13 protein-coding genes and 2 tRNA genes are annotated in these 14,791 nt (G+C 48.7%); 8 read left to right on the top strand and 7 right to left on the bottom strand.

All coding sequences use genetic code 11. The features are described from left to right. The first annotated feature begins 231 nt into the window (after positions 1-231). Positions 232-317 (top strand) — tRNA-Leu (locus NB647_RS06280). 708 nt (positions 318-1,025) lie between these two features. Here NB647_RS06280 and NB647_RS06275 read toward each other — a convergent pair. Both NB647_RS06275 and NB647_RS06270 read right to left on the bottom strand, forming a co-directional pair. Beyond that, positions 1,026-1,099: transfer RNA gene (locus NB647_RS06275), tRNA-Gly, on the bottom strand. Between the two features lie 459 nt (positions 1,100-1,558). Further along, positions 1,559-1,987: a hypothetical protein gene (locus NB647_RS06270; RefSeq protein WP_269263753.1), complete on the bottom strand. Its 429-nt coding sequence runs from the start codon at positions 1,985-1,987 to the stop codon at positions 1,559-1,561. A gap of 681 nt (positions 1,988-2,668) precedes the next feature. On the opposite strand from NB647_RS06270, the gene NB647_RS06265 reads away from it, so the two are divergent. The 7 genes from NB647_RS06265 to NB647_RS06235 all read left to right on the top strand — a co-directional run bounded on the left by NB647_RS06265 (position 2,669) and on the right by NB647_RS06235 (position 7,586). Continuing rightward, on the top strand, positions 2,669-2,926 hold the full coding sequence (locus NB647_RS06265) for a hypothetical protein (protein WP_269263752.1): 258 nt from the start codon (positions 2,669-2,671) through the stop codon (positions 2,924-2,926). 112 nt (positions 2,927-3,038) lie between these two features. Next, on the top strand, positions 3,039-3,323 hold the full coding sequence (locus tag NB647_RS06260) for a hypothetical protein (RefSeq protein WP_269263751.1): 285 nt from the start codon (positions 3,039-3,041) through the stop codon (positions 3,321-3,323). A 271-nt stretch (positions 3,324-3,594) separates the two neighbouring features. Continuing rightward, positions 3,595-4,413 (top strand): squalene synthase HpnC, encoded by an 819-nt coding sequence (gene hpnC, locus NB647_RS06255; protein WP_269282447.1) that lies wholly within the window; start codon positions 3,595-3,597, stop codon positions 4,411-4,413. A 194-nt stretch (positions 4,414-4,607) separates the two neighbouring features. Then, the gene (gene rpmB, locus NB647_RS06250) at positions 4,608-4,844 is read left to right on the top strand and encodes a 50S ribosomal protein L28 (protein WP_269263749.1); all 237 of its coding nucleotides are present in this window, start codon (positions 4,608-4,610) and stop codon (positions 4,842-4,844) included. Between the two features lie 34 nt (positions 4,845-4,878). After that, positions 4,879-5,046, top strand: coding sequence for a 50S ribosomal protein L33 (gene rpmG, locus NB647_RS06245; RefSeq protein WP_269263748.1), 168 nt, complete (start codon positions 4,879-4,881; stop codon positions 5,044-5,046). A gap of 133 nt (positions 5,047-5,179) precedes the next feature. Further along, positions 5,180-7,252, top strand: coding sequence for an acyltransferase family protein (locus NB647_RS06240; protein WP_269263747.1), 2,073 nt, complete (start codon positions 5,180-5,182; stop codon positions 7,250-7,252). A 160-nt stretch (positions 7,253-7,412) separates the two neighbouring features. Then, positions 7,413-7,586: a hypothetical protein gene (locus NB647_RS06235; RefSeq protein WP_269263746.1), complete on the top strand. Its 174-nt coding sequence runs from the start codon at positions 7,413-7,415 to the stop codon at positions 7,584-7,586. 179 nt (positions 7,587-7,765) lie between these two features. Here the strand turns inward: NB647_RS06235 and NB647_RS06230 are convergent, their stop codons facing one another. From NB647_RS06230 to NB647_RS06210, 5 genes are all read right to left on the bottom strand, one after another. Beyond that, the gene (locus NB647_RS06230; protein WP_269282445.1) at positions 7,766-8,719 is read right to left on the bottom strand and encodes a siderophore ABC transporter substrate-binding protein; all 954 of its coding nucleotides are present in this window, start codon (positions 8,717-8,719) and stop codon (positions 7,766-7,768) included. 29 nt (positions 8,720-8,748) lie between these two features. Beyond that, positions 8,749-9,507 (bottom strand): iron ABC transporter ATP-binding protein, encoded by a 759-nt coding sequence (locus NB647_RS06225; RefSeq protein ID WP_269263744.1) that lies wholly within the window; start codon positions 9,505-9,507, stop codon positions 8,749-8,751. Beyond that, entirely contained in the window at positions 9,504-10,475 is a 972-nt protein-coding gene (locus tag NB647_RS06220) for an iron chelate uptake ABC transporter family permease subunit (protein ID WP_269263743.1), read from the bottom strand. Before NB647_RS06220 ends, NB647_RS06225 begins: the two co-directional genes overlap by 4 nt. Next, complete coding sequence (locus NB647_RS06215; RefSeq protein WP_269263742.1) at positions 10,472-11,509, bottom strand: ABC transporter permease; 1,038 nt, start codon at positions 11,507-11,509, stop codon at positions 10,472-10,474. Before NB647_RS06215 ends, NB647_RS06220 begins: the two co-directional genes overlap by 4 nt. A gap of 249 nt (positions 11,510-11,758) precedes the next feature. Continuing rightward, positions 11,759-14,527: an AAA domain-containing protein gene (locus tag NB647_RS06210; protein ID WP_269282443.1), complete on the bottom strand. Its 2,769-nt coding sequence runs from the start codon at positions 14,525-14,527 to the stop codon at positions 11,759-11,761. Between the last annotated feature and the right edge of the window lie 264 nt (positions 14,528-14,791).

Genomic DNA, 14,791 nt, shown 5'->3' with positions numbered 1-14,791 from the left:
TCTGCCATATCGCTTTCCGTGCAAGAAATCGCAACGGACGAATGTAGCAACCTGTCCGTACAGAACAAGGTTGGACAAAACCGTCAAAAACTGACAGGAAGAAACCGCGGAAAAAAACATGATGAAACCAACTCAATTTTCCGGAAAGGATGTCACACGAGACGAGATGTCCGGCACGACATCGCACAAAACCCGGGAAAAATGAAGTAAAATTGCGTGCTCTGATCGCTTGCGAGGGTGGCGAAATTGGTAGACGCACCAGGTTTAGGTCCTGACGCCATTGCGGTGTAGGGGTTCGAGTCCCCTCCCTCGCACCAATAACCTGTTGATTTTACAAGAAACATTTCTCAAAAAGACAAGACAGGCATCGCATATCTTCCGGAAAATATCCGGTTCTGGCCGCATGGCGGATACGTTTTTGTCCTGTTTTTCCACGACCCCGTCATGCAAACGGGCGGGACCAATCATATTTCACGAAGTCGGTCGTATGTTGATCAGGGCATGATTGCAGCATTCCTGCCTGTATATCGTGTCGGCCGCACCGTCATATCACGGTGAAATATGACAGTATGAAAAAACTTCGATCAGCCATGGCAATGTGCCGGAGGGATAAATCCTTCGTCGATTGCCATCTGTAAAGCATCTATTGCCACAACTGTGCTGAAAGCCGGGAAGGTCCTTGAAAAACGGAACGATTCTTCTGTACAGGGTTTATTTCGGCAAAGCGAACGTTTTGGCAATTTTCCAAATAGCGGGCATTTTGCGGGTATTGCAGCGAACTTTTCCGTGAAACATCATTGAAATGCTCCGTGTCGCTTTATACGGTGTCCGATCCGTTTTCGCCGGCCGAACACCTTCCCTGAAACCATTCAGTATGGCCCAACTGGCAGCCCCGATGTCTGATCGTACGGGTTTTCCTCCGTGGAAGAAATTCCTGAAACGATATGTTCTGGCTGTTTTTACCGAAAGGAAAGAGACCAGCAATCAACCGGATGAAGAAAACCATGAACACCAATGTAACCGGATGGAGCGGAGGACGGGAATCGAACCCGCGTCGTAAGCTTGGGAAGCTTCTGCTCTGCCATTGAGCTACCCCCGCAATCCTTCCATTATAGTCTCATGGAAAGGAACGTTCCACATGAAAACGGCCAGTGTTGTTTTTGAGACGACCATTCTGCGGTCCTGATCCGGTATCCCGGGGCAGATGCTTGAGAATCGTTCCCGTGAAACCGGATCGGAAAATACCGGCCGGATCCGGTATGGTATGAAACTGTTTGCCAAAATGGCATGCCCTCCCGTTCGGCATGCTCAAGAAAACTCTTCCGTTACGGGTATGTCTTTGTCGTGGCCATGCATGGGTAACGCTATTCTGGTCACCTGACTGGAATCAGGTTCATCTATCCTCTCTTTTTCAGCCATATAGGCAATAAAAAACCTCCCGTTCGAGAGGTTTTCAATAGCGAGGTGAATTCCCGAAAAGGATTTACGGGAAAATCCGGTACGGATTTTTTCTTCCGTCAGCTATTGTCATGGGTTCCTGCAAGAGAAATACCTGAAATCAGGCAGCTGATTTTTCTTTTTTTATATCGTGATTCGTCGGATATCCCTGTTTTTCAAGGTAGACATCCAGCAAATCTTCCGTATCGTAAAAATCCGACCAGGCATTGACGGAACGGGTACCCTGTTCCTTCATTTTGTACTGTTCGAAATATTCGTTGCTTTCTTTCAGTTCGGGATGTTCCTCGAAAGGATATCCCTGTTTTTCAAGATAGACATCCAGCAAATCTTCCGTATCGTAGAAGTCGGACCAGGCCTTGACAGACTTGATGCCCTCTTCCTTCATTTTGTACTGTTCGAAATATTCGTTGCTTTCGCTGGTTTCGATATGATCCCGGGCCGGAGACTGGACGGACGAGGCATTGTTCTGTCCATCCATCCTGCGTTGCTCTAGGGGTGCCTGTTCTTTTGAAGATTCGTTTGTTCCCATTGTGACTCCTGGCTTTGATTGGCATCCGGACAACGTTCAGACCTTTCTGGCGGCAGAAAATTTCTGTCTGTCCGGAACACTGGAAATTCCACAACATCTCTCTCTGTATAATGGTACCGTAAGTCAACACTTTCGTGGCGAATAGATACAAGTTATTGTCTTTTTTCCCGCTGTTTTGGATGATTTGTCGCAAAGAAGGATTTTTTGACGACATCAGAGGGAAAATTCCTCCTGTTTTTATGAAAAAACCGTCCGGGTTCCGACAGGTCGGACATGGATGAACAAATCGTTTTCCCCGGCAGGAAACGTTCTGGCGATAAAGGGATCGGATATTTCCGTCACCGGTTCCGGAAATACGGATACAACCCGAAATGCGCGATGCGGCAGATTTTTTCTGCCGACGGCACAGCAGGATGTTCCCTGTCTGTTACAGACCGTCTCTGGTTATTCGCTTACCGGAACGTAAATGATTCCCTGTCACCGGGATATCTTTTCCGGAAAGGGAATTTCCGGTTCCGGTACCGGTCATAGATATCGCTTGCCATGAAACCGCGACCGGGCCTGCGGTGTGCGAAAAAAAGGTGAATGTACGGGCATGAATTGGTTACAATAAGCCTCCATTTCAAAGACAGCGCCGGTTGGGTTGTCTGTCACGATTACTGAAACAGAAAAGGATCTGATATGAGCGAAGCCGAAAACAATAATGACAAACCGGTACCCAGAACGTTTATGGAAGAACTGGGCTTTGAGTTGCCCGAGGAAGCTTTCAGCTTTTATATCGACGGGTCCGATATCGTTTTCAATCTCCAGATTGTCGAGGAGGTCGGATGCGATTTCCGCTTTTATGAACAGCAGGAAAAATTTCCCCTGACCGATGAGCAAATCGAAAAGCTCAAGGATGCAGGCTATTACAGCAAGGAAGGCTTTCTGATCCTGTAAACGGTCATGACGGGACGATTGGCCGTTTTCATGACCGGTTTCCGGTCATTGTTTTTCGTGGCGGTCACTTGCGCGGAAAGCGTTTTATCAATTCATTATCGGAAAAACATTCATGAACAAAACTGAAATCGAAGAAGCTTTCAAAAATTTCGAAAGCAAGTACAATCTTCCTCCCGTTTTCCAGATGTCCGACGGCAAAATACTGGGCGCTTTCATCATCACCAAAAACGGGGAATCTTTCATGATCACGTTTGAAAGCAGTGATGATGACATTCTCGAAGCGGCCGGCATGATCAGTCCGGACAATACGGAAGAAGCCGCCAAAGATCTCAGGGCACTCAAGGCATATTGTTCCGTTCCCGTTGCGGCCATGCCCGCGCCGGATACGCTTCAATAACGGTCAGGCCGGTTTTCCGGCCTTTTCTTTTGCCGGTTCGATTCCATATGGCTGTCGTTTTTTTCGCAAATCATGACCGGCCTTGAAGCGTTTAATGAAATAAGACATTTAACTGACTGATATTTTTTCGTTTTACTCATTCTGTTTTCCCGTTCTTTAATGCCGGAAACATTTGATTTTCATGGCTATTTCCGGTTTTTCCGGGGGCCGGATTTTTAAAAACGCCTTTTTTGCTTTACCATTACGGCTTTCAAACAGCCTCTGGTATTCAATGGCAGTCAAACATTACGAAAATTTTCCGGTGGCATCCATCCTCCTGCCCCCTCACCTGCGCCAACCTGTCGAAGCGATCTACAATTTCGCCCGATCGGCTGACGACATTGCGGATGAAGGCGATCTGACGTCACACGAAAGACTGGCGGCACTGGCATTTTATGCCGATGAGATCGACAGGATCGAGAGAAACGAAAAACCGGAAAGAGAGCTGTTTGTCCTGTTAGCCGGTGTCATCCGCGATTTCAGGCTGCCTCTTGAACCTTTCCGGAACCTGCTTTCAGCCTTCCGGCAGGATATTTCGGTCAAGCGCTATGACAGTTATACCGATTTGCTGGATTACTGCCGCCGGTCGGCGAATCCGGTGGGGCTTTTGATGCTGCATCTTTACGAAGCGGCGACGGAAGAAAACAGCCACATGTCGGATGCCATATGCACATCCCTTCAACTGATCAATTTCTGGCAGGATGTCGCACTGGATTGGGAAAAAGACCGGATTTATCTGCCGCTTGAAGACATGAGGCTTTTCAGCGTGACCCAAGAGGATATCGCGCTCGGGAAAACCAGCGAAAACTGGCGGTCGCTGATGGCTTTCGAAGTGGAACGGACAAGGAAACTGATGCGTTCAGGCGCTCCGCTTGCCGAAAAACTGCCGGGCCGGATCGGCTGGGAACTCAGACTGGTTGTCCAGGGCGGACTTCGGGTTCTTGAACGAATCGAATCGTCCGGTTTCGACGTGTTCCGCAAACGCCCGATTTTGCGGGGCGGCGACTGGCTGAGCATCATCTGGCGCACACTGAAACGCCGGGCCCGCTGATTTTTCTTTCTTTTCCCGTTTTACCGTTTTTTTCGAAATCTTTTGAAAAACAGGCGGTTATTCCTTTTTCGCCCAAAATGTGTCATAAAAACATGATTTGCGACACAATAAATTTTGGCAAGTCGCTGTTTTTTCTTGTGTTTCATCATACGCTCAGGTAAAATTCCCGCTTCGTTATTTTTCTGGAGGTTCTTATGGCTCGTGTTTGCCAAGTAACGGGGAAGAAACCCATGTCCGGGAATACGGTCTCTCACGCTCACAACAAGTCGAGACGCCGTTTCATGCCGAATTTGCATTACCGCCGCTTTTTTGTCGAATCCGAAAACCGCTGGGTTTCCCTGCGTGTTTCCAATGCCGGTCTTCGGGTGATCGACAAGCTGGGTATTGAAGCGGTTCTGGCTGATTTGCGCGCTCGCGGTGAGAAGGTCTGAGCGGGTTTCGACTTTTTTTTGAGAGGTTTTTGTTATGGCTAAGGCAGGTAGGGAAAAAATCAAGCTGGAATCGACTGCGGGTACGGGTCATTTTTATACGACAACGAAGAACAAGCGGACGACTCCTGAAAAGATCGAGATTGTCAAGTTCGACCCAAAGGCAAGAAAGCATGTCCCTTACAAGGAAGCAAAGATCAAGTAAGTCTTCCTTTTACGGAAAAGCCGGCTCCATGCCGGCTTTTTCGTTTTTACAAATGGATACACCTGGTAACAGTTTCTCTCAGGGCTTGTTATATAATCCGGCCTTTTGTAAAAACCGTGTATCAGCTGTTTCCATGTCGCCAGAATCTTCCTTGTCATCACCTTCTCCCGCAACGCCCGAAAAGACGCATTCCAAATCGTCCGGTTATCGCCCCGATATTGACGGTCTCCGGGCTCTGGCCGTGTTCGCGGTGTTTTTCTTTCACGCTTTTCCCGAAGTCGTACGTGGCGGTTTCATCGGCGTCGATGTTTTTTTCGTCATTTCCGGTTTTCTGATTTCTTCCATTATTTTTACGCAGCTTGAAAATGGCTCGTTTTCTTTCTGGCAGTTTTACAGCCGACGCATCCGCCGCATTTATCCGGTCCTGATTACAGTTCTGGTCGCCTGTCTCGCGTTCGGGGCACTGTTTTTGCTCAGCCACGGTCTTTTTTCCGTTTATTTCATGCTGAACGGTGAGTATGCCCAGCTGGGCAAACATGTTGCCGGGGGTGCCGGGTTCATTTCCAATATCCTGCTCTGGTTCGAAAGCGGCTATTTCGACAAGACAGCCGAAGCCAAACCGCTTTTGCATCTCTGGAGTCTGGGGATCGAGGAACAGTTTTATATCGTCTGGCCGCTTCTTCTTTGGCTGGCCTGGAAAAAACGGTTCAATTTTTTTGCCGTTTCCGCCCTGTTCGCCGTGGTTTCCTTCGGACTGAACCTGTATGTTTACCGCATCGATCCAGTCGCGGATTTTTTCTCTCCCCTCACCCGTTTCTGGGAATTGCTGGCCGGTGCCATGCTGGCGTGGGCTTTCCTGCATCCGGGTTCTTCCCCGTTCATATGGAAAGCGGATTCTTCGGGACCGGTTCCGGTTATCGGCCTGTTACGCAAACATGAAAGACTCCGCCATATCCTCTCCATGACCGGGGGACTGCTGCTGGCGGTTTCCGTGTTTTTTGTCAGAAACACCGATACTGAAGGCTACCCCGGAGCATGGGCCCTGTTTCCTGTCCTGTCGGCCGTTTTGCTGATCGCTGCCGGCAAGGATGGCTGGTTCAACAAACGGATTCTTTCCCGCCGGATTCTGGTCTGGTTCGGCCTGATCAGTTATCCGCTTTATCTCTGGCACTGGCCGCTTCTTTCCATGGCCCGTATCGTATTGCGGGACGAACCGCCCTTGTGGTGGCTGATCGCGACATTTCCGGCCAGTGTGCTTCTGGCTTGGCTGACGACGAAACTGATCGAGAATCCGCTTCGCTTCGGCAAATACGGCAATATCAAGACGGTTTGCCTTTTTGCGGTCATGCTGTGTCTTGGCCTCACCGGTTTCGTGATTTTCAAAAAGGACGGATTCCGGTCGACATTGCCTTATATGGCCAGAACGCTGGAAAACGTTCTGGAAAAAAGAGGCAAAACCAATCCCGCTTTTTATAACGGGTGTCATCAGGATTCCTATGACAAATACGGGGAATGCCCCCACCGGACGTCGCATCCGTCAAAACCGACGATTGCGATCTGGGGAGATTCCCATGCCGCCCATCTGGTGACGGGGTTCGAGCAAAATTTCGGCGACCGTTTCAATATCCTTCAGCGGACCGGGGATACCTGTCCGGCCATCCTGTCGGGAAAACAGACGCAATGTCTGAAAAAAAATCAGGCAGTCCTGAAAGAATTTGCCCGGATCCGGCCCGATTATGTCGTTCTGGCCGGTTTCTGGCACTCACTTCCCGCTCTGGACAATACGATTGCCGAACTGAGAAAAAACGGCATGGAACATATCGCCGTCGTCGGGCCGGTACCGGTCTGGAAACGGGAGCTGCCGATAGAACTGATCCGCACCTATCAGAAAGATACCGTTTTGCCGGACAGGATCCGGATGGAAGAAAGAAAATTCGCCAGAATCGACAAGGCCATGTCGGAACAGTCGAAAGTCTGGCAGGTTCACTATATTTCGCCGGTCCGGTTTCTGTGCAACCGACAGGGATGTCTGGCCAGAATCGGCGATTCGGCCGACCGGATTCTGTATTTCGACACCGATCATCTGACCGAGGCGGGTTCCGGTTATCTGGTGTCCCTGTTCAGGAACGATCCCTTTTTCAGGAGGGAAAGGCGGGATTTCGCCCGTCATGAAAGCGGTGCGGAAAACGCTGCCGGCAATCTGTGACTTTTGATTGCAGGCCGGTCTGCCTCCGTATCCTTCAGGCAGGCTTTCGGACAAGCCGGTTTTACGGCGCTCTTTCAGGTTGTCCGGCCTGTCCGCCTGAAGCGTTGTCTTGTGGGGTTTCCGGAAAACGGAAAGCGACAAATCCCGTGGATACATCATCATGCCAGATACGACACGAGTATACGCCTGTCCCGGCAATACACTCCGTCGCCAGAACAAGCTGTGCTTCATTGTGGAAATCTGTTTTCCGATACCGCAAAAAGCCGGCATGCCTGTCAGGCATAATCCCGCTGTCGCCATTTTCCCGGCTGGCGATGAACTCTCCGTTCCATGAAGTGTTCCCTTTTTTCCGGAATAATCCGGTTCTCCGGCGCCTGTTGTCCATCCGTTTTCTTTTATGACGGCTTCCCCGATATACCGGCGGAAGGATGATCGTGGAAAAAACGTCCGGTTACAGACGGAAAAACCTGCGTCGCGCAGGTTTTTCCGTTCCGAATGCACCGGTGGGCATGCTTATTTTTTCAGGCCGGTCAGCGCGTCGTTTATCATTTTTTCCGTGGATGTCAGTCCACCGGTGGTCAGATACCAGGATTCGGCATCCATCGTGACGATCTTTTTGTTCTTGCCGGCTTTGGTACTGTTGACCAGTGCATTGTCCAGCGTGGTACTGGCGAATTTTGTGCCGCCTACGACAGCCGTTCTGTCCACGACGTAGATGATGTCGGGATTGATTTTGGCGATGTATTCATAGCCGACTTCCTGGCCGTGGATGGAAACCTTGATATTTTCATCGGCTTCCCTGATGCCCAGTACGTCATGGATCAGGCCGAAACGGGAACCTTTGCCGTAGGCACTCATGCTGCCGTCGTTGGTCAGCAGGATCAGGGCCTTGTCATTGCTGTTGGCGGCAACAGCTCTGGCATTGGCGATCTGTTTTTTGAGGTCGTCCATTTTGCGGGCGGCAACGTCTTCCTTGCCGAAGATTCTGCCGACATCGGTAACGTTCTTTTCAAGATCGGCCATGTAGCGGCCCGGTTCGATCTGGATATAGACGGTCGGTGCGATTTTGGACAGTTCGGAATAATAGGCTTTCTGCCGTCCGCTGATGAAAATGATGTCCGGCTTGTAGTTGTAGAGTCCTTCCAGATCCGGTTCCTTGATCCCGCCGATATTGGTCTTGTTTTTGTATTTGGACAACCAGGAGGTGATGGCATCGTTCGGGACGGCCACCTGCGTGTCGGCACCGATTTCATTCATGATATCCAGCACCCCCATGTCGAAGACGGCGACTTTTTTGGGATGTCGCGGCACGGTGGTGCTTCCCAGTTCATGGGTGATGGTCAGCGAGGTTTCTGTACCCGGCTTGTCCTGTACCGCATTTCCGGCCGGTTCGGACGGCTTGTTGCAGGCGGTCAGCAGACCGAGTGTCAGAACGAATGCAAAAGCGTAAAGCAGTTTCTTTTTCATGATGTTTTTCCAGGTTAAAAAAACGGAGTTCAGCTGTAATAAAGACAGATGGGGCGGCCATCGATTTCGGCGACCTTGATATCCATGTCATAGATGTTTTTCAGTACGTCGGGGCGGATGATGGTTCCGGTGTCTCCCTGGGCGATGACTTTTCCTTCTTTCAGGGCGATGACGTAATCGGCATGCGATACCACGAAGTTGATGTCGTGGATCACGACCATGACGGTCTTCCCGGCTTCGGTGACCAGACGGCGCAAAACTTTCATGATCTGGACGGAATGCCGCATGTCGAGATTGTTCAGCGGCTCGTCCAGAAAGATGTATTCCGTGTCCTGGGCGATGATCATGGCGATGAACGCCATTTGCCGCTGGCCGCCGGACAGTTCGTCAAGATAGCGGTGTTCGAGCGGTTTGAGTCCGAGATAATCGAGTGCCCTGTCGATCTGTTTTTCATCTTCGGCATTCAAGCGTCCCCGCGTATAGGGAAAACGGCCGAACGCAACCAGTTCGCGGATGGTCAGGCGAATGTTCAGGTCGTTGGCCTGACGCAGGATGGACAGTTTTTTGGCCAGTTCCCGGTTGTTCCAGTCGGAAAGTTCGGTGCCGTCGACCATGACTTTTCCTTCCGATTTGGACAACGTGCGGGTGATCAGCGAGAGCAGCGTACTTTTGCCGGTTCCGTTTCCACCGATGAACGCGATGATTTTTTCTTTCGGCAACTCGAGGGTGACACCGGACAGAACGGTTTTTTCACCGTATCGCTTGCCCAGCTTTTCGGTGGCGATCATGCTTTTGCCTCCTTTAAAATCAGATAGATGAAATACAGGCCACCGATGAAATTGATGATGACGCTGACTGTCGTGCTGAAGAAAAACACGCGTTCCACCAGCCATTGTCCGGTCACCAGAAACAGGCAACCCAAAAGGACGGATCCCAGGACCATTCTGGTATGATGGAACGATGAAATGAGCTGGCGGGACAGATTGGCGATCAGAATGCCCAAAAACGTGATCGGTCCGGTCAGCGCCGTGGAGATGGAAACCAGTACGGCCGTCACGATCAGGCTTTTCAGCACGGCGGTACGGTACGAAAGTCCCAGATTGACAGCCTGTTCCGCGCCCAGCGACAGGACATCGTATTCCCGGTAATCGCGCCAGGTGATTCCGGCCGTGGCCAGACAGATCGCCACGCACAGCCAGAGCAGGCTGACGTTGATGTTGTTGAAACTGGCGAACATTTTCCCCTGCAGAAACAGGAACTCGTTCGGATCCATCATGACTTGCATGAAGGTGGCCAGACTCATGAACAGCGCTCCGATGATCAGCCCTGCCAGCAGGAGGAAATACACCCCCTTTCTCTCCTTCCCGAAAAGCGTCAGAAAGAGAATGCAGCTTGCCCCGATCATGAATCCGATGGACAGGAAGAAATTGCCGGTCCCGGTCATCATTTCCAGTTTTCCGGAACCGAAGAAAAAAATGATGACGGTCTGAATGAAAAGATACAGGGAATCCAGCCCCATGACGGAAGGCGTCAGGATACGGTTGCCGGTGATGGTCTGGAAGGTGATGGCCGTATAGCCGATACACCAGGCGGATACGAGAATGGCCACGATTTTTTCCAGTCTTCGCGGCAAAAAGAAGCCGATATTGTCGGCGTTTAACCCCGGGAAAACGAAAAAGGCGGCGGCGACGACGGAAAGTACCGCCAGCCAGACGAGTTTGCTTCTGTCGGATAGATGGAGACCGGAAAACTTCATGCTCGCTTTCTCCAGAAAAGCAGTGCCAGGAAAACAATACTGCCGACGATACCGACGACGACGCTGATATTGACTTCGTAAGGATTGATGACCGTACGTCCGGCCAGATCGCAGGCAAGGAGGAATACCGATCCCAAAAGGGCCGTATCGGGCAGCGTTCCCTTCAGGTTGTCGCCCCGGAGCATGGAAATGATGTTCGGGATGATCAGGCCGACAAACGGAATGCTGCCGACGGTGACGACGATGAGCGATGTGGTGAATGCCACGATCGACAGTCCCAGCAGCATGATACGGTGGGGATTTTCTCCCAGACTGATCGCCAGGGTATCCCCCATGCCGGCGATGGTGAAGCGGCTGGCGTACAGCCATGAAATGGCCACACAGGGAAGCCCCAGATAGAGCAGTTCGTAATTGCCTTTCACGATCAGCGAGAAATTGCCCTGCAGCCAGGAGGTGATGTTCTGGATGATGTCATACCGGTAGGCGATGAAGATCGTGATGGCGCTGACGACATTGCCGAGCATGATTCCGACCAGCGGTACCATGAACACGTTTTTGAACCGCATATGCTGCAGGAGACCGATGAAACAGAATGTTCCGGCCAGCGAGGCGACGAATGCGACACTGACACGCATCCATGTCGGCGCTCCGGCGGCGAACAGGATCGCCAGCATGACGCCGAAACGGCACCAGGCCAGCGTCCCGGCCGTCGAGGGGGAAACGAATTTGTTGTTGGTCAGCGTCTGCATGATCAACCCGGAAATCGACAGCCCGGTTCCGGCGATGATGATCGCCAGTGTACGCGGAATCCGGCTGATCAGGCCGATGAAACGGTCCTCACCGTTACCCGACAGAAAACCGGCCAGACTGAAATCCTGTACTCCGGTAGCGATGGAAAGTACCGTGAGTACGACCAGCGAGACGAACAGCAATCCCCGAAGGATTGCCGGATTGTTCCATTTGAATGTATCGACCAAAATCCGCAACCGTAAAGCGAAAAAAACAGCCATTCTCCATGACATGAACCATTTCATTGCATCTGCCGACAGTAACGAATCAACGATATTCCTTCTGTTGGCTGCTGACCTGTTTCAGACCGGAAAAATGAGTATTATAGATCATTAAATGATAACAAGTATCATTATCAGTTATGTTTTTTTGCGCTTCTGCGGGATGTTTCTGTACCTGACAGCGTTTTTGGACAGGTAAAACAGCGGTTTTATGTGTATTTGTTTCCGGAACAAATCAGTAAATAATTGATATGGTACCGCCTGCTTTTCTCGCTATCCATACGATTGCTGTATCCGGTCCAGCATTGCCAGAATTTTTTGTTCTTCACCGCTTCCGTTTGTTGGCAGACGGAGAATTTTCAATCCGTATTTATCAAATATGGCTTGTTTAAGTCTGTCTCTTGTCAATTGCTCCGGATTGTTTTCGTGAAAAGCAAAACCGTCCACTTCAATGGCAAACGCGAACCGGTTTCCGCATTTACGATAAATAACAAAATCGACAGATGCTTTGTCAAGGTAATCGTTTTCCATGTCATGAGACGATCCCGTGTTCGCAAAATTCGGATTTCTGAAAATATCGTGGAGCCTAACCTGAGCAACGAATGTAAAATCGGAATATTCTGGTCGTGAGAGGATATCTTCCAGCAGGGCATGTACGATATTTTCTGATCTGAATTGGCTGTGGTCAGACAACCTGGCCTGCAGTTTTTTCAACTTGTCGGAATAATTCTTGTAAAGCAGGTCAAAAACGGAAATAACATCGCTTTCGATAACCTGAGAGTCCAGTGTGTGGTACTGGATGTAATGGCACAGATCACGCATATGCTTGCCATGTTTCATAAAGTAGTCATGATCCGTATCCACGATAAGTTTTTTTCTGGCACGGGAAACCGCAACATTTACCAGATGGGGATCATCAACAAAATGAAGATGGTTTCTTCCAGACTTTTTATCGAGGACGGTGGATAATATAATGATGTCTTTTTCTCTTCCCTGATATTTGTGAACAGTGTCGCTTACGATATAGTCTGGCAGAATCCTGGAAGCCTTGCAAACCTGTCTGCGATATGGGGTAACGAAACCAATATCATCTTTTTCAGGATTGATTCCCAGTTTCTCCAGCATTTCATTTTGGACAATATCTATTTCTCTCTGATTGTAAATTCCCCTTTCTTTCACATAATCATGTGTTATTTGCCGTGAATGATTGCCTTTCGCCGTTTTATACAGGACCAAAGGTTTTTCTGACATGTCAGCACTGGTAAACGGAATGAGTTCATCGTTATAGTATTTGCGGTTACAAAATCCGATAATTTCAGGATGGCACCGGTAGTGTTCTTTCAGAATGACACGGGGAACATGCTGCTTGAAAACTGCAAGGATGGAAGAAAGAATATTCTGACTAAAATAGTCATATTCGGCCGGAATGGAAGACAATCCGGTTTTGTCCAGTTTTGTATCGACAATCTGTGGTAACTGTTTTGTATCACCGACAACGATCAAATTCCTGCAACGGGACAGAACAGGAAGCGCTGTGAGTAGATCAACCTGTGAAGCTTCGTCAATGATCACATAATCCAGCAAATAATGATCGGGTATTGAATTTAGAAGGGAATGATTGGTACTGAGAATAACCGGATAATATTTCAGGAATTTCCTGAAATGACGGCTGTCCTGAAGAGCTTTTTCTGTGAAAGACGGTTTTGCAAGTCGGGAATATAACTCATACAACTGTTTGCGAAAATATTCGACTGACTTCTTATAATGTGTTTCACTCAAGCTGTCGAAAGAATGTTTTTCCAGATATTCTTGGTTTTTCCGGTATATTTTTTCTAGTTCATGAATTTTCAGACGGTAAAATTCACGTTGCAGAGTAACGTAAAAATCCATTTTCCCACTTTTTTTCCAAAAACGGAAAATACCGTATTTGAAAAATAGTTTCAGTTTGAATAGGAATGTCGAATGGATTCCCAGTCTGTCTGCCAAATGAAGATCAGCCAGGCAAGTTATGAGTTTTTCGGACGATTTTGCAAACAGGGGTAGTTTCTCAATTCGGCTGGATTTACCTTCAATCTGTTTTTCGAAATGCTGTTGTTCCAGCCGGTAGGCAGCAAGTTCTTGCCGGAGTTGTGCTCCGGAATTGTTTATCGCCAACAATCCGGCTAGCTGCTGATTCAGTTTCCCGATTTCTTTTTCAAGACTTCTAAGGGATGAAGTGCTTTTGAAACTGGAAACATCGGCCTGTTGCAACTGGTTGAAAAAATTTTCCCTTTTCTCCTTTCTTCCAAGATCGGCAACCAAGAAACCATAACCCGCCTTATCCAGTTTGTCACGGATATTATTAACCGCTTCGTTATTAAAAGATACGACGGCGACACTTTTCTTTCCCACTGCAACCAGATTAGCAAGAATATTCAGAATGGTCTGGGTTTTACCTGTTCCAGGAGGCCCTTCAATGACTGAAACGGGATTCGACAGAGCGTTTTCAAGTGCGGTTTTCTGGCTGAGATTAAACCGGAAGGGAAAGATCAATGGATATGTCCGGCTGGTGAAATTTCCCGTATATGTCGGATAACGACGATTGAGGTAAGCGGCAAGAATGCTTTCTGGATGAATGAATCCAAGCCGGTCATACAGCCGGGTCAAAAAGCCTTTCTCTTCATTATGTTTGGATTCAAGAAGACAAACAATATGCCTGTAATAGTCGAGAATAAAGGTGGATTGTGGCGTAGCGGCATTCTCGAGAAATTCGAATTCGGATACAGGTGCCGAAAACGGATCCTGATGTAGCCGGAAAATCCTGTAATAAGCGTCATGTTTTTTTCCGAACAGGAGAATTTTGCTGATATTTTCCAGCAGGATCTGATTGTGGAAAACAGATTTGTTTTTAAACGATATACTTTCAGGATTATGAAAAATCCTGATATTGTTTCTGTTATAAAAATATTCCCTGCCATTTTTGAAACAGATACGATATCGGTTTCCAATAGCTTCACAGTTCCTGATATCGATAGTACGATCTACTCCTTTGCAAAAAATCATTACTTTTCTGGAATCAACAACAGACATTGCTTTATTCGGTTCTGAAAAAACGCTGAGATCAGGCTATCAGGTGATTTTCGAAGTAAAAAAGCCCTTGCTACCCGATCATCCTACAGATATTTGTCGGTCATCAATTTTACAGGAAACAGGTAACGGCAGAAATTCCCGATGGCAAGGTATCAGGTATTTCAGTCTGTAGTGGGAAAGGATTGTTACGACAGGAAAATCCGCGGCAACCCGATACGGATTTTCCTGCAAAAATAT

The sequence above is a fragment of the Oxalobacter aliiformigenes genome, assembly GCF_027116575.1.
Lineage (GTDB): Bacteria > Pseudomonadota > Gammaproteobacteria > Burkholderiales > Burkholderiaceae_D > Oxalobacter > Oxalobacter aliiformigenes.
Note: the sequence above shows the minus strand (reverse complement) of the source record. Positions and strands in the feature narration are given on the sequence as shown.

Excerpts from the sequence above, each read along its gene's own strand:
- NB647_RS06270 (WP_269263753.1), bottom strand. The coding sequence starts at position 1,987 with ATGGGAACAAACGAATCTTCAAAAGAACAGGCACCCCTAGAGCAACGC.
- NB647_RS06265 (WP_269263752.1), top strand. The coding sequence starts at position 2,669 with ATGAGCGAAGCCGAAAACAATAATGACAAACCGGTACCCAGAACGTTT.
- NB647_RS06260 (WP_269263751.1), top strand. The coding sequence starts at position 3,039 with ATGAACAAAACTGAAATCGAAGAAGCTTTCAAAAATTTCGAAAGCAAG.
- hpnC (WP_269282447.1), top strand. The coding sequence starts at position 3,595 with ATGGCAGTCAAACATTACGAAAATTTTCCGGTGGCATCCATCCTCCTG.
- rpmB (WP_269263749.1), top strand. The coding sequence starts at position 4,608 with ATGGCTCGTGTTTGCCAAGTAACGGGGAAGAAACCCATGTCCGGGAAT.
- rpmG (WP_269263748.1), top strand. The coding sequence starts at position 4,879 with ATGGCTAAGGCAGGTAGGGAAAAAATCAAGCTGGAATCGACTGCGGGT.
- NB647_RS06240 (WP_269263747.1), top strand. The coding sequence starts at position 5,180 with ATGTCGCCAGAATCTTCCTTGTCATCACCTTCTCCCGCAACGCCCGAA.
- NB647_RS06235 (WP_269263746.1), top strand. The coding sequence starts at position 7,413 with ATGCCAGATACGACACGAGTATACGCCTGTCCCGGCAATACACTCCGT.
- NB647_RS06230 (WP_269282445.1), bottom strand. The coding sequence starts at position 8,719 with ATGAAAAAGAAACTGCTTTACGCTTTTGCATTCGTTCTGACACTCGGT.
- NB647_RS06225 (WP_269263744.1), bottom strand. The coding sequence starts at position 9,507 with ATGATCGCCACCGAAAAGCTGGGCAAGCGATACGGTGAAAAAACCGTT.
- NB647_RS06220 (WP_269263743.1), bottom strand. The coding sequence starts at position 10,475 with ATGAAGTTTTCCGGTCTCCATCTATCCGACAGAAGCAAACTCGTCTGG.
- NB647_RS06215 (WP_269263742.1), bottom strand. The coding sequence starts at position 11,509 with ATGAAATGGTTCATGTCATGGAGAATGGCTGTTTTTTTCGCTTTACGG.
- NB647_RS06210 (WP_269282443.1), bottom strand. The coding sequence starts at position 14,527 with ATGATTTTTTGCAAAGGAGTAGATCGTACTATCGATATCAGGAACTGT.